This is a genomic window from Duganella kummerowiae, from assembly GCF_053572355.1.
Genome location: NZ_JBKFEH010000007.1, coordinates 403,792 through 421,495, shown reverse-complemented (window position 1 = coordinate 421,495; position 17,704 = coordinate 403,792). Strand labels below are relative to the sequence as shown.

At 69.2% G+C, this 17,704-nt stretch carries 16 protein-coding genes; 9 read left to right on the top strand and 7 right to left on the bottom strand.

The window, feature by feature from the left end; translation table 11 throughout:
• The first annotated feature begins 12 nt into the window (after positions 1–12).
• Genes ACLB1G_RS07380 through ACLB1G_RS07365 form a run of 4 tightly spaced genes read left to right on the top strand, consistent with a single transcriptional unit; the run spans position 13 to position 6,672 of the window.
• A complete protein-coding gene (locus ACLB1G_RS07380; RefSeq protein WP_491626547.1) occupies positions 13–819 on the top strand; it encodes a carotenoid biosynthesis protein in 807 nt (268 codons plus the stop codon).
• A complete protein-coding gene (locus ACLB1G_RS07375) occupies positions 816–2,183 on the top strand; it encodes an oxygenase MpaB family protein (protein WP_491626546.1) in 1,368 nt (455 codons plus the stop codon). Before ACLB1G_RS07380 ends, ACLB1G_RS07375 begins: the two co-directional genes overlap by 4 nt.
• Entirely contained in the window at positions 2,180–5,755 is a 3,576-nt protein-coding gene (locus ACLB1G_RS07370) for a hybrid sensor histidine kinase/response regulator (RefSeq protein ID WP_491626545.1), read from the top strand. The genes ACLB1G_RS07375 and ACLB1G_RS07370 overlap by 4 nt, the downstream gene beginning before the upstream one ends.
• Positions 5,752–6,672 (top strand): diguanylate cyclase domain-containing protein, encoded by a 921-nt coding sequence (locus ACLB1G_RS07365; RefSeq protein ID WP_491626544.1) that lies wholly within the window; start codon positions 5,752–5,754, stop codon positions 6,670–6,672. The genes ACLB1G_RS07370 and ACLB1G_RS07365 overlap by 4 nt, the downstream gene beginning before the upstream one ends.
• A gap of 19 nt (positions 6,673–6,691) precedes the next feature.
• Here the strand turns inward: ACLB1G_RS07365 and ACLB1G_RS07360 are convergent, their stop codons facing one another.
• Complete coding sequence (locus ACLB1G_RS07360) at positions 6,692–7,633, bottom strand: DMT family transporter (protein ID WP_491626543.1); 942 nt, start codon at positions 7,631–7,633, stop codon at positions 6,692–6,694.
• Positions 7,634–7,939: 306 nt separating this feature from the next.
• Here ACLB1G_RS07360 and ACLB1G_RS07355 point away from each other — a divergent pair, with 306 nt between their 5' ends.
• The 5 genes from ACLB1G_RS07355 to ACLB1G_RS07335 are packed head-to-tail and all read left to right on the top strand — an operon-like array spanning position 7,940 to position 12,379.
• Positions 7,940–8,494 (top strand): carboxymuconolactone decarboxylase family protein, encoded by a 555-nt coding sequence (locus ACLB1G_RS07355; RefSeq protein ID WP_491626542.1) that lies wholly within the window; start codon positions 7,940–7,942, stop codon positions 8,492–8,494.
• Positions 8,495–8,496: 2 nt separating this feature from the next.
• Positions 8,497–9,558 carry an acyl-CoA dehydrogenase family protein gene (locus tag ACLB1G_RS07350; protein WP_491626541.1) on the top strand — a complete coding sequence of 354 codons (1,062 nt, stop codon included), beginning with the start codon at positions 8,497–8,499 and terminating at the stop codon, positions 9,556–9,558.
• Positions 9,555–10,334, top strand: a complete 780-nt coding sequence (locus tag ACLB1G_RS07345; protein ID WP_491626540.1) for an ABC transporter ATP-binding protein — start codon at positions 9,555–9,557, stop codon at positions 10,332–10,334. Before ACLB1G_RS07350 ends, ACLB1G_RS07345 begins: the two co-directional genes overlap by 4 nt.
• 41 nt (positions 10,335–10,375) lie before the next feature.
• Entirely contained in the window at positions 10,376–11,611 is a 1,236-nt protein-coding gene (locus tag ACLB1G_RS07340) for an ABC transporter substrate-binding protein (protein ID WP_491626539.1), read from the top strand.
• A 3-nt stretch (positions 11,612–11,614) separates the two neighbouring features.
• Entirely contained in the window at positions 11,615–12,379 is a 765-nt protein-coding gene (locus ACLB1G_RS07335) for an ABC transporter permease (RefSeq protein ID WP_491626538.1), read from the top strand.
• 103 nt (positions 12,380–12,482) lie between these two features.
• On the opposite strand, the gene ACLB1G_RS07330 is transcribed toward ACLB1G_RS07335, so the two are convergent.
• From ACLB1G_RS07330 to ACLB1G_RS07305, 6 genes are read right to left on the bottom strand one after another with little or no spacing between them, the layout of a single operon-like run.
• Positions 12,483–13,217: a helix-turn-helix domain-containing protein gene (locus tag ACLB1G_RS07330; RefSeq protein WP_491626537.1), complete on the bottom strand. Its 735-nt coding sequence runs from the start codon at positions 13,215–13,217 to the stop codon at positions 12,483–12,485.
• Positions 13,218–13,243: 26 nt separating this feature from the next.
• Positions 13,244–14,194: an NAD-dependent epimerase/dehydratase family protein gene (locus ACLB1G_RS07325; RefSeq protein WP_491626536.1), complete on the bottom strand. Its 951-nt coding sequence runs from the start codon at positions 14,192–14,194 to the stop codon at positions 13,244–13,246.
• Positions 14,182–15,168 carry a fumarylacetoacetate hydrolase family protein gene (locus ACLB1G_RS07320; protein WP_491626535.1) on the bottom strand — a complete coding sequence of 329 codons (987 nt, stop codon included), beginning with the start codon at positions 15,166–15,168 and terminating at the stop codon, positions 14,182–14,184. Before ACLB1G_RS07320 ends, ACLB1G_RS07325 begins: the two co-directional genes overlap by 13 nt.
• A gap of 2 nt (positions 15,169–15,170) precedes the next feature.
• Positions 15,171–15,749, bottom strand: a complete 579-nt coding sequence (locus ACLB1G_RS07315) for a cupin domain-containing protein (protein WP_491626534.1) — start codon at positions 15,747–15,749, stop codon at positions 15,171–15,173.
• On the bottom strand, positions 15,746–16,555 hold the full coding sequence (locus ACLB1G_RS07310; protein WP_491626533.1) for a cyclase family protein: 810 nt from the start codon (positions 16,553–16,555) through the stop codon (positions 15,746–15,748). The genes ACLB1G_RS07315 and ACLB1G_RS07310 overlap by 4 nt, the downstream gene beginning before the upstream one ends.
• A gap of 11 nt (positions 16,556–16,566) precedes the next feature.
• Positions 16,567–17,697, bottom strand: coding sequence for an FAD-dependent oxidoreductase (locus tag ACLB1G_RS07305; protein WP_491626636.1), 1,131 nt, complete (start codon positions 17,695–17,697; stop codon positions 16,567–16,569).
• Between the last annotated feature and the right edge of the window lie 7 nt (positions 17,698–17,704).

Below are 17,704 nucleotides of genomic sequence, written 5' to 3'. Positions count from 1 at the left end.
GTAAACCGTCCGATGCTCAACAACCTCCCGCGCATCACCTACGCCCTGCTGGCAGTCTTCTTCGCCGTGACCGTCGCCCGTGGACAGTCCGACACCACCACGCTGCTGATACTGTCCTCGATCGTGATGTTCGCCTGCTGCTGGACCAGCGCCATCCACTTGCTGGGCGGCGCGGCGGCGGCCCGCTTCGTCGGCATCGCGGTGGTGGTGGGCTGGACCGCGGAGGAGCTGGGCGCCACCTACGGCTGGTTCTTCGGCAGCTATACCTACACCGACGTGCTGGGTCCCACCCTGGGCCACGTCCCCGTGATCATCCCGCTGATGTGGTTCGCGCTGACCTACACCGCCTACGTGCTGTCCAACCTGATGGTGTGGCAGACCCCGGTGGACGATCCGCGCCCGCTGCTGCAGGGCCTGACCATGTCCTTCCTGGCCGCCGCCCTGGTGACGGCCTACGACCTGGGCGCCGATCCCTACATGGTGTTCGTGCTCGAGGCCTGGATCATGGCCAAGAAGGATGGCTGGTGGTTCGGCGAAACGCTGCAGGGCTTTGTCGGCTGGATGTTCGTGTCCTTCGTGATCGTGATGGGCTTCCGCTTCAGCGTCTATAACAAGCCGCCGGTGGCGCCGCTGCCGGTGGAACGCAAGCACACCATCGTGCCGCTGCTGGTGTACGCCGGCTCCATGGTGTTCCAGTCCATCTATGGCCACCCGGTGGAAACCCGCACCATCGCCCTGTTCGCGATGGGCATCCCGCTGGTGACGGCGCTGTGCGGTTTGAGCCGCTGGCAGGCGCCCGCGTCCAGGACCCCGGCATGACGGCCGCCGCCATCCTGCGCGCCGATCCGCTGGCCGACGACACCATCGCCCGCATCCTCGGCCCATGGGACGAAAGTTCGGATAACCTGCGCCACTGGGCCGACATTGCCGTCGTCAACCAGCAGCTGGCCCAGTGGCAGACCAACGGCGGCCTGAAGGCATGGCAGCCGGATGCCTCGGTGCCCCCGCACATCGCGGACGCGCTGCGCGACTACGTGGCGGCCGGGCTGGCCCTGCCCGCCTGGGCCGACTGCGCCAAGATAGAACGGGCCGAAACCCTGTTCTTCGAAATGAGCATGCTGTCCTGCACCCTGCTGTTTTGCGCCAGCCTGCCGCAATGCTATGTCTATCCCGACCTGGCCGGCGTGCTGCACGTGGCCGGGCAGCTGGAGCAGCACACCGACTACCGCATCCGCTCCACCGCCGCCATGATCTTCCCGGTGATGATGAAGGGCGGGCTGACCACGCCGGAAGGCGGCGGCCTGGCGCAAATCCTCAAGGTGCGCCTGATCCACGCCACCATCCGCAACCTGATCCTGCGCGGCGCGCCGCACACGGCCTGGGACAACGGTGCAACGCGCGCCATTCCAGCCCTGCCGCCACAGGGCCTGGGCGCGCACCATGCCATGTACGCACGCGGCTGGGACGTGGAACGCTACGGCCTGCCCTGCAACCAGCAGGAGCTGTCGTACACGCTGCTGACCTTTAACTACGTGTTCCTGGACGGCCTGCGCACCCTGGGCATAGGCCTGAAACCCGAGGACGAGGAAGCCTATTTGCATGCCTGGAACGTGACCGGCCACGTGCTGGGAATCGGCCCGGACCTGATGGCGCACACCATGGACCAGGCCAGGACGCTGTTCGCGCGCCTGCAGGCCGAGGGCCGCGCCGCTCCCTACCTGCCCGATCCCCGTCCCGCCCTGGCCGCGGCCCTGATGCAGGAAATGGAAAACGAACTGCCGCTGCGGGTGCTCAAGCCCTTCCCGGTGCTGTTAACGCGCAAGCTGTGCGGTGCGCAAAGCTCGCGCGACCTGGGCATCGACGGCCGCGTGTCGCTGCTCTCGCGCGCGCTGTTCACGCTGGGCCTGGGCCTGGTGCGCCTGGTGGACGGCGTGGCGCGCCTGTTCGTCCCCGAGTTCTCGCTGTGCCGCATGGTCACCCGCGTGGTCGGCTACCAGTTCACCGTCAAGGTGCTGATGGACCAGACCCGCCCGCTCAAGCTGCCGGAAGCCTTGCTCAACCAGGTCGGCAGCGTCACGCGCGGCTGGCACCAGGACCCCAAGGCGCCGGGCTGGGTCAACAAGCTGGAAGGCCGGCTGACCGGCCGCCGCCTGCGCGCCGCCAGCCAGGAAAACCACGCATGATGCTCCGTTCCGCGCGCTCCGTCCCGTACCGCCTGGCGCTGCCGCTGCCGGCACTGCTGCCCGCCCTGCTGTTTTTCCTGGTGACCGCGCTGCTGCTGGCGCCAGCGCCCGCGCACGCCGCCGGCGACACCCTGCTGCTGCACGACAGCCAGCAGGAAAGCGAAGCCTGGCCCTATGTGACGGTGCTGGCCGACCCGGGCGGCAAGATGAACATCGCCGACGTGCTGGCCGCGCGCAGCCGCTTCGAAACACCCAGGTCGGCCTACGCCACCCTGGGCGTGCACAAGGAAGTGCTATGGCTGCGGGTGCCGGTGGCGCTGGCCGCCACCGCGCCTGCGGCCTGGATCATGAATATCGACTACGCGGTGCTGAACCGGGTCGACATGTACGTGGACAGCGGCGCCGGTGCGGCCCGCTACCACGCCCTGATGGGCAACCTGCATCCGCCGCAAGGCTATGCGCTGGGCGGCCGCACCCCGGCCGCCTCCCTCTACCTGCAGCCGGGCCGCCGCTACGAAGTCTACCTGCGCATAGAAACCGGCGGCGCCATGATCCTGCCGATCAAGTTCTCGCGTCCCGTGGCCTACCACCAGTCCAGCCAGGCGGAGCAGATGCTGCAGGGGATGCTCGCGGGGCTGAGCCTGTGCCTGGTGCTGTACGGCGTGGCCAACTGGTACAACCTGCGCGAACCGCTGTTCGGCAAGTACGCGCTGCTGATCTCGGGCACGGCCCTGTTCTCGGTCGAGTTCTTCGGCCTGGGCGGCCAATACCTGTGGCCCTACAACGCCTGGATGAGCTTCCACTCGGGCAGCCTGTTCTCGCTGATGGCCACCTGCGGCGCCTACCTGTTCGTGGAACAGGCCTTGGCCCGGCCCGGCATGGACCGCACCTTCAGCCGCCTGATGAAGGGCGGCGCCATCATGGCCGTGCTGGTCGCCGCGGCCTTCACCCTGGGGCTGATCTCGATCACGGCCACCGTCATTTTCATCAGCACCATCGGCAACATGCCCATGCTGCTCGGGCTGCCGGGCGCCTTCCAGCGTGCGCGGCGCGGCGACGCCGTCGGCGTCTACTTCCTGTTCGGCTGGAGCATCGCCTTCAGCACCTCGGTGGTGGTGACCATGACCATAGGCGGCGTGCTGGGCGCGAACTTCTGGACCATGCACGCCCTCCAGCTGGGGAACGCGGTTGACATGCTGGTGTTCATGCGCATCCTGGGCCTGCGCACCAAGGCCATGCAAAGCGCCATGCTGCGCGCCGAGGCGGCCACCCGCATGAAATCGGACTTCCTGGCCAATATGAGCCACGAAATCCGCACCCCCATGAACGCCATCATCGGCATGAGCCGGCTGGCCCTGATGACCGACCCCACTCCGGCCCAGCGCAACTACCTGGGCAAGATACTGGGCGCGGGTGAGCACCTGCTGGGCATCATCAACGACATCCTGGACGTGTCCAAGATCGAGGCCGGCAAGCTGACCCTGGAAAAAGTCCCGTTCGACCTGTACGAGCTGCTGGATCACCTGTCCAGCCTGACCGCCATCAAGACCGACGCCAAGAAGGTGGAACTGGTGTTCCGGGTGGCGCGCGGCGTCCCTGCGCGCCTGGTGGGCGACCCGCTGCGCCTGGGCCAGATCCTGCTCAACCTGACCAGCAACGCCGTCAAGTTCACCGAACAGGGCGAGATCGTGGTGGCCGTCACCGTGGCCGAGCGCTCGCCCGACGGCATCAGCCTGCGCTTTTCCGTCAGCGACACCGGCATCGGCATGGACGAGGAGCAGCTGTCGCGCCTGTTCCAGGCCTTCAGCCAGGCCGACAATTCCGTCACCCGCAAGTACGGCGGCACCGGCCTGGGGCTGACCATCTCGCGCCAGCTGGTGGAAATGATGGGTGGCGTCATCAGCGTCACCAGCACGCCCGGCGTCGGCAGCCGCTTCACCTTCAGCGCCCGCCTGGGCCTGGGCGATCCCACCAGCGAGCCGGTGCCGGCGCCGGCCGCCGACCTGCACCAGATGCGGGTGCTGGTGGTGGACGACAGCGCCACTGCGCGCGAGGCCCTGGTCGAGATGCTGGGTTCGTACGGCGTCAACGCGCACGCCGCCTCTTCGGGCGAGCAATGCCTGTCCATGCTGGCGCGCGCGGTGGAAGCCGGCCAGCCCTACCAGGTGGTGCTGCTGGACTACCTGATGCCGGGCTGGGATGGCGTGGAAACCATACGCCGCATCCGGGCCGACCAGCGCTTCACGGCGCCGCCGGCCATTCTGATGGTCAGCGTCTGCACCCGCGAGACGGTGCTGGAGCAGGAAGGCCAGCTGGCCTTGCAGGGCTTCCTGACCAAGCCGGTGGGTCCGGCCCTGCTCTACCACAGCCTGCTGCACGTGCTGCGTCCCGAACTGCGCACCCGGGAGGACGGCGACCTGGCCACGGAGGGCGGGCTGCACGACCTGTCGCGCCTGGACGGCGCCCGCATCCTGCTGGTGGAGGACAACGCCAACAACCGCGAGGTGGCGCTGGACTTCATGGCCGCCATCAACGCCCGCATCGACGTCGCCGTGCATGGCGGCGAGGCGGTGCGCATGGTGCAGGAAGGCGATTACGACCTGGTGCTGATGGACATCCAGATGCAGGTAATGGACGGCCTCACGGCCACCCGCCAGATCCGCGCCATGAAGCGCTTCCAGGACCTGCCCATCATCGCCATGACGGCGCACGCCATGGCCGGCGACCGCGAACGCAGCCTGGCGGCCGGCATGAACGACCATATCACCAAGCCCATCGATCCGGACCTGCTGTTCCGCGCCCTGCTCAAGTGGATCCCGCCGGCGCGCCTGGCAGGGCGCGGCGCGCCGTCTGGCGCCGCACCCTCCGGGACGCAGTCCGCGCCCGCGGCGCAGGCCGGCGCGCGCGGCGCCGCCCAAGCCGGCGCCGCCATGGCGCCGGATGGCGCACCACTGCCGGCCGTTCCCGGCGTCGACTGGCAGCGCGCCCTGGCCCTGGTGGATCGCCAGCCGGCGCGCCTGCACAAGCGCGTGCGCGGCTTCCTCGGCGAATACCGCGATGGCCCGGCGGCGGTGCGCGGCGCCGTAGTCAGCGGCGACTATGGTACGCTGCAAGGCACGGCCCACAACCTCAAGGCGGCCGCCGTCTATGTCGGCGCAGCGGGCCTGGCGGAACAGGCCGACCGCATCGAACAGGCGCTGCGCCTGGGCCACCAGGACCAGGCCCTGGCGCTGGCGCCGAGCCTGGCCGACACGCTGGAGCAGGTGGTGGCGGGACTGGCGCAGGCGCTGGATCAGCCGGCGGCCCAGGCGCTGGAGCAGGCCCCGGCAGGACCCGGCCCTGATCCAGCCGCCGTGGCCAGCCTGCTGCGCCAGCTGGAAGCCCACCTGCGCGGCGACGACGCCCGCGCCGAGGATGCGCTGCAGGAGCTCAGGGCGCGTTTGGGCGGGCGCCACGCCGGGGCGCTGGCCATGATCGCGCGCGCCGTGGAGGACATAGAATACGGGGCGGCATTGGAGCCGCTGGCCCGCCTGGCCCGGGCGCTGGACGTGACACTGGAAGAAAACGCATGAACCTGGCGGGAGTCCAAAAAGTCCTGGTGGCGGACGACGACGCCATCAACCGGCAGGTGCTGGCCGAGCTGCTCAAGCCGGAGTACACCGTGCTGCTGGCCAAGAACGGGGCGCAGGCGCTGGAGCGCGCCAGCCGCCACGCCCCCGACCTGATCCTGCTGGACGTGATGATGCCGGACATGGATGGCTACGAAGTGCTGCGCCGGCTGCGCGAGGACCTCCAGACGGCGCACATCTCGGTGATCTTCATCTCCGGCCTGGACCGGCCCGAGGACGAGGCCAACGGCCTCAAGATGGGCGCCGCCGACTACATCGCCAAGCCTTTCAACGCCACCGTGGTGATGGCGCGGGTGGCCCTGCACCTGCAGATGGTGCGCCAGCGGCGCATGCTGGAGCACCTGGCCCACGTGGACGGCCTGACCGAACTGGCCAACCGGCGCCGCTTCGACGAGATGTACGAAGCCGAATGGCAGCGCGCCCAGCGCGCCGGCAAGCCGCTCTCGCTGGCCCTGCTGGACATCGATTCCTTCAAGCAGTACAACGACCATTACGGCCATCCGGCCGGCGACCGTGCACTGCGCGCCGTGGCCCGCACCGCGTCCAGCCTGCTGCGCCGCCCCGGCGACCTGGCGGCGCGCTACGGCGGCGAGGAACTGGTGCTGCTGATGCCGGACACCGACGCCGCACAGGCGGCGCAGATGGTGCGGGCACTGTGCGACGCCATCGCCGCCCTGGCCATCCCGCATGCGGCCTCGCTGGCCGCGCCCATGCTCACCGTCAGCGCGGGCGGGGCCACCCGCGACGCGGCCGGCGCCGAAAGCGCGGCCGAGCTGTTCGCGGCGGCCGACACCCATCTCTACCAGGCCAAGCAGGCCGGCCGCAACCGCGTCGTCTGGCGCGCGGCGGCGCCGGCCTGAAGGCTCGACACCGGCATCGTCACGCCGGCTGCCCGGCGTGGCCGGCATGGGCCCGCACCGACCAGGCCACGCCCGCCACCAGCAGCGCTATCGCCAGCGCCTCCAGCGGACGCGGGCCATGCTGCTGGCGCAGGTAGCCATACAGCAGCGCAAACAGGGTCTCGAACAGGATCAGCTGCCCGGCCAGGGTCACCGGCACGCTGCGGCTGGCCACGTTCCATAGCTGGTTGCCGATCACCGAGGCCCCCAGCGCCACCAGCGAGACCAGCATCCAGTAGCGGCTCCAGTCCCGCACCCCTTGCATCGCCGCTGGCGCCTGCCCCCTGCTGTACAGCAGCGCCGCCCCCAGCAGCAGCGCCACCAGGCCGCTGGCCACGCCGTACAGCCCCGACCACTCAGCGCTGCTGAAATGCGGGTTGCGCTTGAGGTAGCGGGCATTGTCCACCGCATACCAGGACCAGCAGGCCAGCGCGCCGCAGGCGCACAGCACACCCAGCGCCATGCGCGGCAGCGGCACGTCCGCGCTGCGCGCATGCAGGAACAGGTCCAGATTCATGCACGCCATGCCGGCCGCCACCAGCGCCAGCGGCCAGGCCAGGATGCGCAGCGGCGGCGCGCCGTGCTCGCGCCGGCCCAGCACCGTCACGCACAGCGGCAGCAGGCCGATGATGAGCGAGGTGGCGGCCACCCCGGCCAACTGCACGCCCAGCGACAGCAGCACGTAATAGACCACGTTGCCGGCCAGGGCGTGGCGCAGCAGGGCCGCGTAATCGGCGCCGCCGAGGCGGGCCATCAGCGCCGGCCAGCGCGGCGCCAGCAGCACCAGCGTGATCAGGCCATAGACCAGGTAGCGCCCCACCGCCAGCTCCATGGGCGAAAACGCCGCCAGCCATTGCGGCAGGATGAACACCATGCCCCACAACGCCCCCGCCCCCAGGCCGCACAATACGCCATGCCACATCGCCCGCCACTCCCCGCTGACCGAAAGCGCCCAGTATGGCAGGGCTGCGCGGCACGGTATTGTGGCGGGCTACTGCGTTTTTGCCGCAGGCTGTTACGTGTTTTCCGCATATGCATATACCGATTCCGGGCTGGCCGCCTCGCCGTCGCGGGCATACAATGCGCCACCGCACGCCCATGCCCCCCGATACGCCGGCACTACCATGCCGTACCGGCCCGGCGAGGGCCGGCTCCTCGCTCGCATGGGGCTGTATGCGCCGCCAGGAATAAGGGATAATTCAGCTTTCCCGCTACACAAGGATCCATCATGTCGCGCCTCACCCTGCATACCCTGGGCAGCGCCCCCGAGGCCAGCCGTCCCTACGTCGAAAAAGCCATCGCCAACAACGGCTACCTGCCCAACCTGATCGGTGTGCTGGCCAACGCCCCGGTGGCGCTGGAAACCTACCTGACCGTGTCCGGCATCAACGCCCGCGCCAGCCTGACCCTGGCCGAACGCGAAGTGGTGCAAATCACGGCCGCCCGCATCCACGGCTGCGATTTCTGCGTGGCCGGCCACAGCGCCATCGCCCTGAAGAAGGCTGAACAAACCCCGGACACCGTGCGTGCGCTGCAAACCGGCGCCGCCACCGGCGACGCCCGGTTCGACGCCGTGGCCGCCTTTGCCGCCGCCGTCATTGCCCGCCGCGGCGCGGTGGACGACGCCGACCTGCAAGCCTTCCTGGCCGCCGGCTACAACCAGCAGCAGGCCCTGGAGGTGGTGCTGGGCATCAGCCTGGCCACCCTGTGCAATTTCGCCAACAGCCTGGCCGGCACCCCGGTCAACCCGCAGCTGCAGCCCTACCTGCCGGGCGCGGTCTGAGCATGGCGGCCCTGTACGACTGGCTGCGCGAGCACGCCGACACGCTGGACCAATCCGAAGCCCTGTCCGACGCCGTGATGCCGGCGCTGGCCGACCAGGGCTGTTTCGAGGTGGGCGTGCCGGCCCGCCTGGGCGGTGGCGGCGGCGACGTGCGCGACGCTATCCAGGCCATCGCCAGGGTGGCCGAGCACTCGGTGACGGCGGCCTTCGTTTACTGGAGCCAGCGCAGCTTCATCGAATACCTGCTGCAAAGCCCGAACACGGCCCTGCGCGAGCGCTTGCTGCGGCCCCTGATGAAGGGCGAGGTCGCCGGCGCCACCGGCCTGTCCAACGCGATGAAATTCCTGTCCGGGATGGAGACGCTGCAAATCGACGCCACGCCAGAGGACGGCGGCTGGCGCCTGGACGGCAAACTGGCCTGGGTCACCAACCTGAGGCCGCAGCGCTTCGTGGCGGCGGCCGCCGTCTCGCCTGCGAATGGCGCGCCGCCGGCCATCGTCGCGTTTGAAAGCGGCGCGCCCGGCGTGCAGCGCAGCGGCAACCTGGAACTGATCGCCCTGCGCGGCAGCCACACGGCGGCCATCGCGCTGGAACAGGCGCACATCGGCCCTGATGACATCATCAGCGATGACGCACCGGGCTGGCTGCCGGCCGTGCGCCCGGCCTTCCTGGGCCTGCAGTGCGGCATGTCGATCGGCCTGGCGCGCGCCAGCCTGTCACAGGCCGCCCTTGCCGCCTCGCGCAGCCGCGGCCACCTGGGCGAGCGCGTCGCCATCACGCGCGACCTGCTGGAGCAGCAGGTCGCCACCCTGCTGGAAGGCGTGGCCGACGGCCGCTTCGTGCGCCAGGCGCCGGACATGTTCAGGCTGCGCATCGCCCTGGCCGGTTCGGTGCAGCAAGCCCTGATGCTGGAATTGCAGGCCAAGGGCGGCCTGGCCTACCTGGACGAACACCAGGATGGCTTCGCGCGGCGCTGGCGCGAATCGGCCTTCATCCCGGTGATCACGCCCAGCCTGACCCAGTTGCAGGCGGCGCTGGCCAAGTTCGAAGCGGCCCAGCCATGACGGCGCAGGCGGCACCCAGCCTGGCGCTGCAGGCCGAGGCCCTGCGCTACGCCTATCCGGGACGCGGCGCGACCTTCGCGGACATCACGCTTTCCGTGCGCCCGCGCGAGATCGTGTGCCTGCTTGGCGGCAGCGGCTGCGGCAAGTCCACCCTGCTGCGGGTGCTGGCCGGACTGCAGCCCCCCTCCTCCGGCCAGGTGCGCTTCCTCGGCCAGCCCTTGAGCGCACCCAGCCCGCGCAGCGCGTTGGTGTTCCAGCAAGCCAGCCTGCTGCCCTGGCTGACCGTGGCCGGCAACGCCGGCTTCGGCCTGGACTTCGCGCGCCAGCCCGCCATCACCCGCGAGGAACATGCACAGCGCGTGCGGCAGGCCCTGGCCGCCGTCGGCCTGTCCGGCCACGAGAAAAAGTATCCGGCCGCCCTGTCCGGCGGCATGGCCCAGCGCGTGGCCCTGGCCCGCGCCCTGGCGCGCCAGCCGGAGCTGCTGTTTGCGGACGAACCCTTCTCCGCGCTGGACGCCGTCACCCGCGCCGAGATGCAAACCCTGCTGGTCGACGTGGTGCACCGCTGGCACAGCGCCGTACTGCTGGTCACCCACGATATCGATGAAGCCATCCTGGTCGGCGACCGCATCGTGCTGATGGGGGGCCAGCCGGGCCGCATCGTGCGCGAGTGGAAGCTGGACGCCCTGGCCCGTCCGCGCCTGGCCCATGGCGCCGCCGAGGCCGCGCTGCGCGCCGACATCCTGGCGGCGCTGCTGGACCAGCGCGCCGCCTGAACCGAATACCGACTACCCATCACTACACAAGACACCACGCCATGACCGAATTGAATCCCTACCACGTCTGCGCTTCCTCCGACTGCGACTGCGGCATGACCCGGCGCGACTTCCTGCGCTTTTCCGCCCTGACCGCCGCCGGCGCTGCCTCGCCGCTGCTGTTTGCCGGCGACGCCATGGCCCAGCAAGGCCCCAAGGGCGACGACCAGCCGGTCAAGATAGGCTACCTGCCCATCACGGACGCCACTCCGCTGCTGGTGGCGCATGGCCGCAAGCTGTTCGAGGCGGAAGGACTGCAGGCCGAGGCGCCGCGCCTGTTCCGCAGCTGGGCCCAGATCGTCGAAGCCTTCGTGTCGGGCCAGGTCAACGTGATCCACCTGCTGTCGCCGGCCACGGTGTCGGTGCGCTACGGCGCCAAATTCCCGGCCAAGGTGGTGGCCTGGAACCACATCAATGGTTCCGGCCTGACAGTGGCCAAGGACATCAACCGGGTTTCCGACCTGGGCGGCAAGACCGTCGCGATTCCTTTCTGGTATTCGATCCACAACATCCTGCTGCAGCAGATCCTGGCCAAGAACGGCCTGGCGCCGGTGGCCAAGGGCCGCGAAGCGTCCATCGGTCCCAAGGAAGTCAACCTGGTGGTGCTGGCCCCGGCCGAGATGGTGTCTGCGCTGGCCAGCAAGTCCATCTCCGGCTTCATCGTGGCCGAGCCCTTCAACGCCCTGGCGGAAACCACCGGCGTGGGCCAGATCCTGCGCTTCTCGGGCGACGCCTGGAAGAACCACGCCTGCTGCGTGACCTTCCTGTCCGAGCGCGACATCACTACCCGTCCGGAATGGGCGCAGCGGGTCACCAACGCCATCGTCAAGGCCCAGCTGTGGACCCGCTCCAACCAGCTCGACACGGCGCGCCTGCTGTCCAATGGCGACCCGCACCGCTACACGCCGCACACGCTGCAAGTGCTGTCCAAGGTGCTGGCGGTGACCGACTACTTCGACTACGAACGGCGCGGCATCGTGGCGCACAAGGACTGGAACCAGCGCCGCATCGACTTCCAGCCCTATCCCTTCCCCTCCTACACCCAGCAGATGGTGCAGGCGCTGAAGAATTCGCGCCTGGAGGGCGATACCGCCTTCCTGCAGAAGCTCGATCCGGCCTTCGTCGCGCGCGACCTGGTGGACGACCGCTTCGTGCGCAAGGCCATGGACGCCGTCGGCGGCCCCGGCGTATTCGGCCTGCCGGCCAGCCTGCAGCGCAGCGAAATCGTGGCGGTGTAAGCGATGGCGGTCAGCTTCAAGGCGCGCTACGGCCTGCCGCTGCTGGGCTTTGCGGCGGCGCTGCTGCTGTGGGAGGCCGGCGTGGCGGCCCTGCAGGCCGGCACGCCTATCGCCTCCGCCTTCGCGCCGCTGGAGGCGGCCAGGTCGCTGCTGCAGCTGCTGCAGGGGCCCGACATCTGGCGCGACATCGCCGTGAGCCTGCGCCGGGTCGGCGTCGGTCTGGCGGCAGCGGCCCTGCTGGGCGTGCCGCTGGGGGTGCTGGTCGGCAGTTCGGCGCGAGTATCTGCCGCCGTGATGCCATTGTTCCAGCTGCTGCGCATGGTGTCGCCGCTGTCGTGGATGCCGCTGGCCGTGATGACCTTGGGCGTGGGCGACGCGCCGGTGTACTTCCTGCTGGCCTTCGCGGCGCTGTGGCCCATCGTGCTCAACACGGCGGCCGGCGTGGCGCGGCTCGATCCCAACTGGCTGCTGCTGGCGCGCAGCCTGTCCGCCACCCGTACTGAAACCGTGCTGCGCGTGGTGCTGCCCGGGATCACAGCCGACGTGCTGACCGGGCTGCGGCTGGCGATAGGCATCATCTGGATCGTGCTGGTGCCGGCCGAGATGCTGGGCGTGTCGGCCGGCCTGGGCTACTTCATCCTGGACGCGCGCGACCGGCTGGCCTATTCCGAGCTGATGGCGGTGATCGTCATCATCGGTATATTGGGCTACGCGCTGGACTGGCTGGCCCGCACTGCCCATGCTCGCTGGCTGCATACGCCACGTTGAACAGGCCATGCACGCTCGGCTTGGGCTCCTGCCTGCACAGGAGCGACCACGCCGTCATTCCTGCGCAAGCAGGAATCCATGCTGAGCCTGACCTTCCCGCAGCCTACGCCAGCCCCCGGCGATAAGCCGCCGGCGTGGTGTCCATGGTGCGCCGCATGGCGTGCGTGAGCGCGCTCTGGTCGGCAAACCCCGCCTGCAGCGCCAGCTGCGCAATCGGCAGCCGCGTCTCGCGCAAGCGGCGGCACACCCACTGCAGCCGCACACTAGTCAGCCAGGCCTGCGGCGTGGTATCGAGCTGCTCCCGGAACAGCGCATGCAGGCGGCTGACGCTCAGGTTGCCATGTTTCGCCATGGCCTCGGCGCTCCACGGCGACGCCAGGTGCATTTCCACATGGGCCAGCAGCGCGGACAGGCGCGACACCGGCTGCGCCGGTCGCCCGGCCAGCGTCTCCAGCAGCAGCGGCAGCCAATTGGCCAGCGTCCCGGTCCCGGCGCCGCCCTGCTCGCGCATCAAGCTGATGAACTCCACCAGCTTGCCGGCCGCAGCGCCGATAGCCGGATACGGCTGCTCCAGCAGCCGCTGCGCCGTATCGGGCGGCACCGCATCGAAATCGAAATCCACGATCAGGGAACGGTTCACGCCGTCGGCATGCTGGATGTGGTCTGTTTCGGGCCGTACGAAAGCAGCCTGCAAGGGGCTCACCTTGCCATATCGGCCGCCGATGTCCATGGCCAGCTGCCCCTGCAAGGGCAACACCAGCTGCGCGTAGCGGTGCCAGCCCGGCGTGGGCACGTGGTCGTAGCTGCGCAAATGCAGTTCGGTGGAAGGCAATGACATGATGGGAAAAGGATGGCTGATTTCCCCTATTGTAGCGCGCTGCGGTCCTGCCGCAGCGCAGCCTCGATCAGCTGCTTGAGTGTGCCGTCGTGACGGAAGCCATACACCTCGGCCGCTGAGGCATCCAGCGGCGGCTGGGCGCCGAAGCCGGCTTCGATGGCGGCATCGGGACGGTAATCGACCAGCGCCAGGCGGTCCACGCCATAGCGCCGCGCCAGTCCTTCCACCACCTCGCCCATGGACAGGCGCAGCACCGGCAGCGTGAATTCGCGCCGCTGCGACGCCTGTTCCTGCGTTAAAGCAGCGGCGTGCAGCAGGTTGTCCACGCAGCACGCGGCCGACATCCACCAGGAAGTGGCGGCCGGCGACACCGGGCAAATGAAACGTTCGCCGGCCGCCAGCTTCCAGAACACGTCGCTCATGAAGGCCGAGATCAGGCCGGACGATGACGGCGGCCGCGCCACGATCCCGGGCAGGCGCAGGATGCGGCCATCGATCCAGCCGCGCCGGCTGTAGTCGTGTATCAGCACCTCGGCCGCCAGCTTGTGGGCGCCGTAGCTCAGGTGCGGACGAAGCGGCGTGGCGTCGTCTATCAATGACGGCAGCGGGGCGCCGTACACCGCAATGGAACTGGCGAACACGAACACGGGCGCCCTCCCCTGCCGCCGCGCACACTCCAGCAACCGGATGGTGGCCTGCAGGTTGACTTCCATGCCCAGGGCGAAATCGCGTTCCGTCGCGCCACCCGGCACGCTGGCCAGGTGATAGACCAGGTCCACCGGCTGCTCGAAGGCGCGCCGCAGCAGCGCCTCCTCCGCTATGCTGCCCTCCAGCTGGCGCACCCTGGGGTCGGTGGCCGGCACGCCGAAGCACATGTCCAGCAAGGTAAAACTATGGTCCGGCGGCGACTCCGCCAGCAGCCTGGCGCACAGGGCGCTGCCGACAAAGCCGGCCGCGCCCGTGATCAGGACGTGCATGCCACCACCTGCTGGTCTATCACGCCAAAGGGACCGGGGCCGCCATCGGCGCCCTGGGCCTCCATGCGCACCCGGTCGCCGAAGCGCATGAAGGGTGTGGAAGGGGCGCCCTGGTCGATGATCTCGATCACGCGCCGCTCCGCGATGCAGGCCGACCCCGCCGCCCGCGATACATTCGACACCGTGCCCGAACCGACAATGCTGCCCGCACTCAGCTTGCGGCTGCGCGCCGCATGGGCCACCAGCTGGCCGAAGCTGAAATGCATCTCGCCGCCGTGCGGGTTGCCGAAGCGCTCGCCGTTCAGCTCCACCCGCAGCGCCAACCGCACGCGGCCATCGCGCCAGGCCTCACCCAGTTCATCAGGCGTGACTGCCACCGGCGCGAAGCTGGTGGACGGCTTGGCCTGCAGGAAGCCGAAGCCGCTTTTCATCTCGCGCGGTCCCAGCGCGCGCAGGCTCCAGTCGTTGATCTGTACAATGAGCCGCACCGCATCCAGCGCCTGCTGCGGCGTGGCGGCCATGGGCACGGGTCCGACAATGACGCCGAATTCACCCTCGAAATCGATGCCGTCCGCCTCGCTGGGCAGCGGCACGTCCACGTGCGGACCGAGGAAATCGTCGCTGGCGCCCTGGTACATGACGGGGATGGTGTCGAAGTCCGGTATCGGCTCGGTCTTGAATGCCTGTTCCATCAGCCTGCCGTGGTTGAGGAAGGCCGAGGCGTCCAGCCATTGCGGCGCGCGCGGCAGCGGCGCCAGGCAGCGCTGCGGATCGAAGGGCGTGGCGGCGCGCGCTTCGCCGTCGTTCAGCTTGTGGTACAGGCGCTCCAGTTCGGAGCGCACCTGCTCCCAGCGCTGCAGCGCCGCCAGCAGGGTCGGTGCCACAAAGCTGGCGTCCAGCGCATGGCGCAGGTCGCGCGAGACCAGCAGCAGGCGGCCGTCCGGCGTGCCATCGTCAAAAGTGGCGAATTTCATGCTCAGTCCTTGCTTGAAAGATGCGACAGTTCAGGCGCATAACGGCCGCTGACCAGCACGAACAGCATGCGGCACGGCTTGCCGGAACGGTTGGCCCAGGCGTGGTTGGTGCCGCGCTGGACCACCACGCTGCCTGGCTTGAGCTGCACCTCGCCCCGGTCCAGCACCAGGGTCAGCTCGCCCTCGATGACGACGCCGTAGTCGATGGACTCCGTGCGGTGCATCAGCGGGTGCGGCGAATCCTCGGCCACGGTGGAGGCGGCGGCGTCGCCAATCTGGGTGAATGCGTCATGCATGCGCGCGGCGCCGTGCGCCAGCAGGTCCTCGGTATCGGGCGGGATGTCGACGAAGCGGATGCGCGTGCCGCCGTGGGGCGGGGGCAGCACCAGCGGGCCCAGGGTGGGGTCAGCGCCATTGTCGACCGGCGCCGGGCTGGCCGAGGTGGACCAGACTTCATGGAAGATGGTGCCGGGGATGGCGGCCACCTCGACCACCTGGGGAAGCGGACCGCTGGAAGCGACGATGGCCTTGCCGTCGGCGTCGTGCGCGGTCACCACACGGTGTATGGGGGGAAAGCTCATACGGTGTCCTCTTGAAAAATGGCGACGGCGCGGGTCCAGCCCGCCGAGGCGCGTCGTATCTTGTGGGGGAAGCAGCTGATGGTGAAGCCGAACGGCGGCAGCGCCTCCAGGTTGTGCAGCTTCTCCAAATGGCAGTAGCCGATGTCGCGCCCGGCCTTGTGGCCTTCCCAGATCAGCGACTTGTCGCCGGTCTCGGCCACTTTTTTGGCGGTGTACGAGAATGGCGCGTCCCAGCTCCAGGCGTCGGTGCCGGTCAGGCGCACGCCGCGCTCCAGCAAATACATGGTGGCTTCGTAGCCCATGCCACAGCCGGCGCCCAGGTAATCGCTGTTACCGTAGCGCGAACCGGCGCGGGTGTTGACCACCACGATGTCCAGCGGCTGCAGCCGGTAGCCTATGCGCTTGAGTTCCGCCTCGACGTCGGCGGCGGTGGCCACGTAGCCGTCCGGGAAATGGCGGAAGTCCAGCTTGACGCCGGGCTGGAAGCACCACTCCAGCGGCACCTCGTCGATGGTGATGGATGGCTTGCGCTCGCCCAGGCTGGCGTCCATGGTCGAGTGGAAGTGGTAGGGCGCGTCCAGATGGGTGCCGTTGTGGGTGGTCAGCGTGACCCATTCGGCGGCCGCGGCCTCGCCATCCGGGTAATCCTCCGCCTTGGTCCCGGGCAGCATGGCCATGAACTCGGGCAGCGTGTCGGCATGGGTCTGGTAGGTGATCCTGGGCGCCAGCGGCGGCGGATCGGACAGCACATCGTTCTCCAGGTAGATGGAGAGGTCGACGAAGCGGTAGACGGGTTTCTTGTGCATGCCGTCTCCGCTCAGATGGGTTGTGCCAGCGCCATCATCGATGCGCGCATGATGTCGGCATGTTCCTGCTTGTCGCCGCCGGTGATCTCGATCTCGCCCAGGCGGCCGGAATTTTCCACCACCATGCGGCAGCGCTGGTAGCGGCGCTGCTGGAAGCCCTCCAGCGCCGCGGCGACGCTGCTGGCCCTGGCCAGTTCATCGGCCAGCACCAGGCCGTCCTCGATGCCGATGCAGGCGCCCGAGGCCAGGTGCGGCGTGGTGGCGTGCACGGCGTCGCCTATCAGCACCACCCTGCCCACGAACCACGGCTGCGGCAGCAACAGGCTTTCCAGCGGGCGGTAAATCACTTGCGACCGGTCCGTGATCTGCTCGCGGATCTGCTGCATCAGCGGCGCCGGGAACGGCGCCAGCAGATCGCCCAGGATGGCCGGCTGCTGTGCGGGCGGAATGTATGCCTGCCGTTCGCGGTCCTCGGTCACGAACAGATACATCTCGTCCTGCGAGACCGGATTAACGCCGGTCTTGACCTTCTGGCCCATCCACATGGCGGGGCGCACCAGGTCGGCGGGACGCGGCAGCACGGCGCGCCACACGCCCTGGCCGGTGTAACGCGGCGCCGGCGCGTCGGGGAACAGCAAGCCGCGCAAGCGCGAATACAGGCCGTCCGCGCCCACCACCAGGTCGTAGCGCTGGCGCGTACCGTCGGTCAGGGTGACGGCGACGCCATCGTCGTCCTGTTCGATGGCGCTGAAGCTGCAGCCCAGGCGCACATTGGCGCCGTTGGCCCGGGTCGCCTCGGCCATGACGCGCGCCAGCACCGGTCGCATGACGGCGGCGCCGCCCGGCACCTCGGCGCCGGCGATGCGCGGGGTCGGCATCCGGACGATGTGCATGCCGGCCGGGGTGTACAGGTCCACCCCATCCGATCCATAGGCATGACGGAGGAAATCCTCCAGGATGCCCAGCGTGGCGAAAGCGCGCAGGGTGGCCCCGCCCAGGCTGATGCCGGCGCCGTAGGACCGCCAGCCGGCGTCTATCTCCACCAGGTCCACTGCGATGCCATGTTTGCGCATCTCGATGGCGGCGGCCATGCCGGAAAATCCTCCGCCCACGACCAGGGCTTTTTTCACTGCTGTCATGATGTTGTCT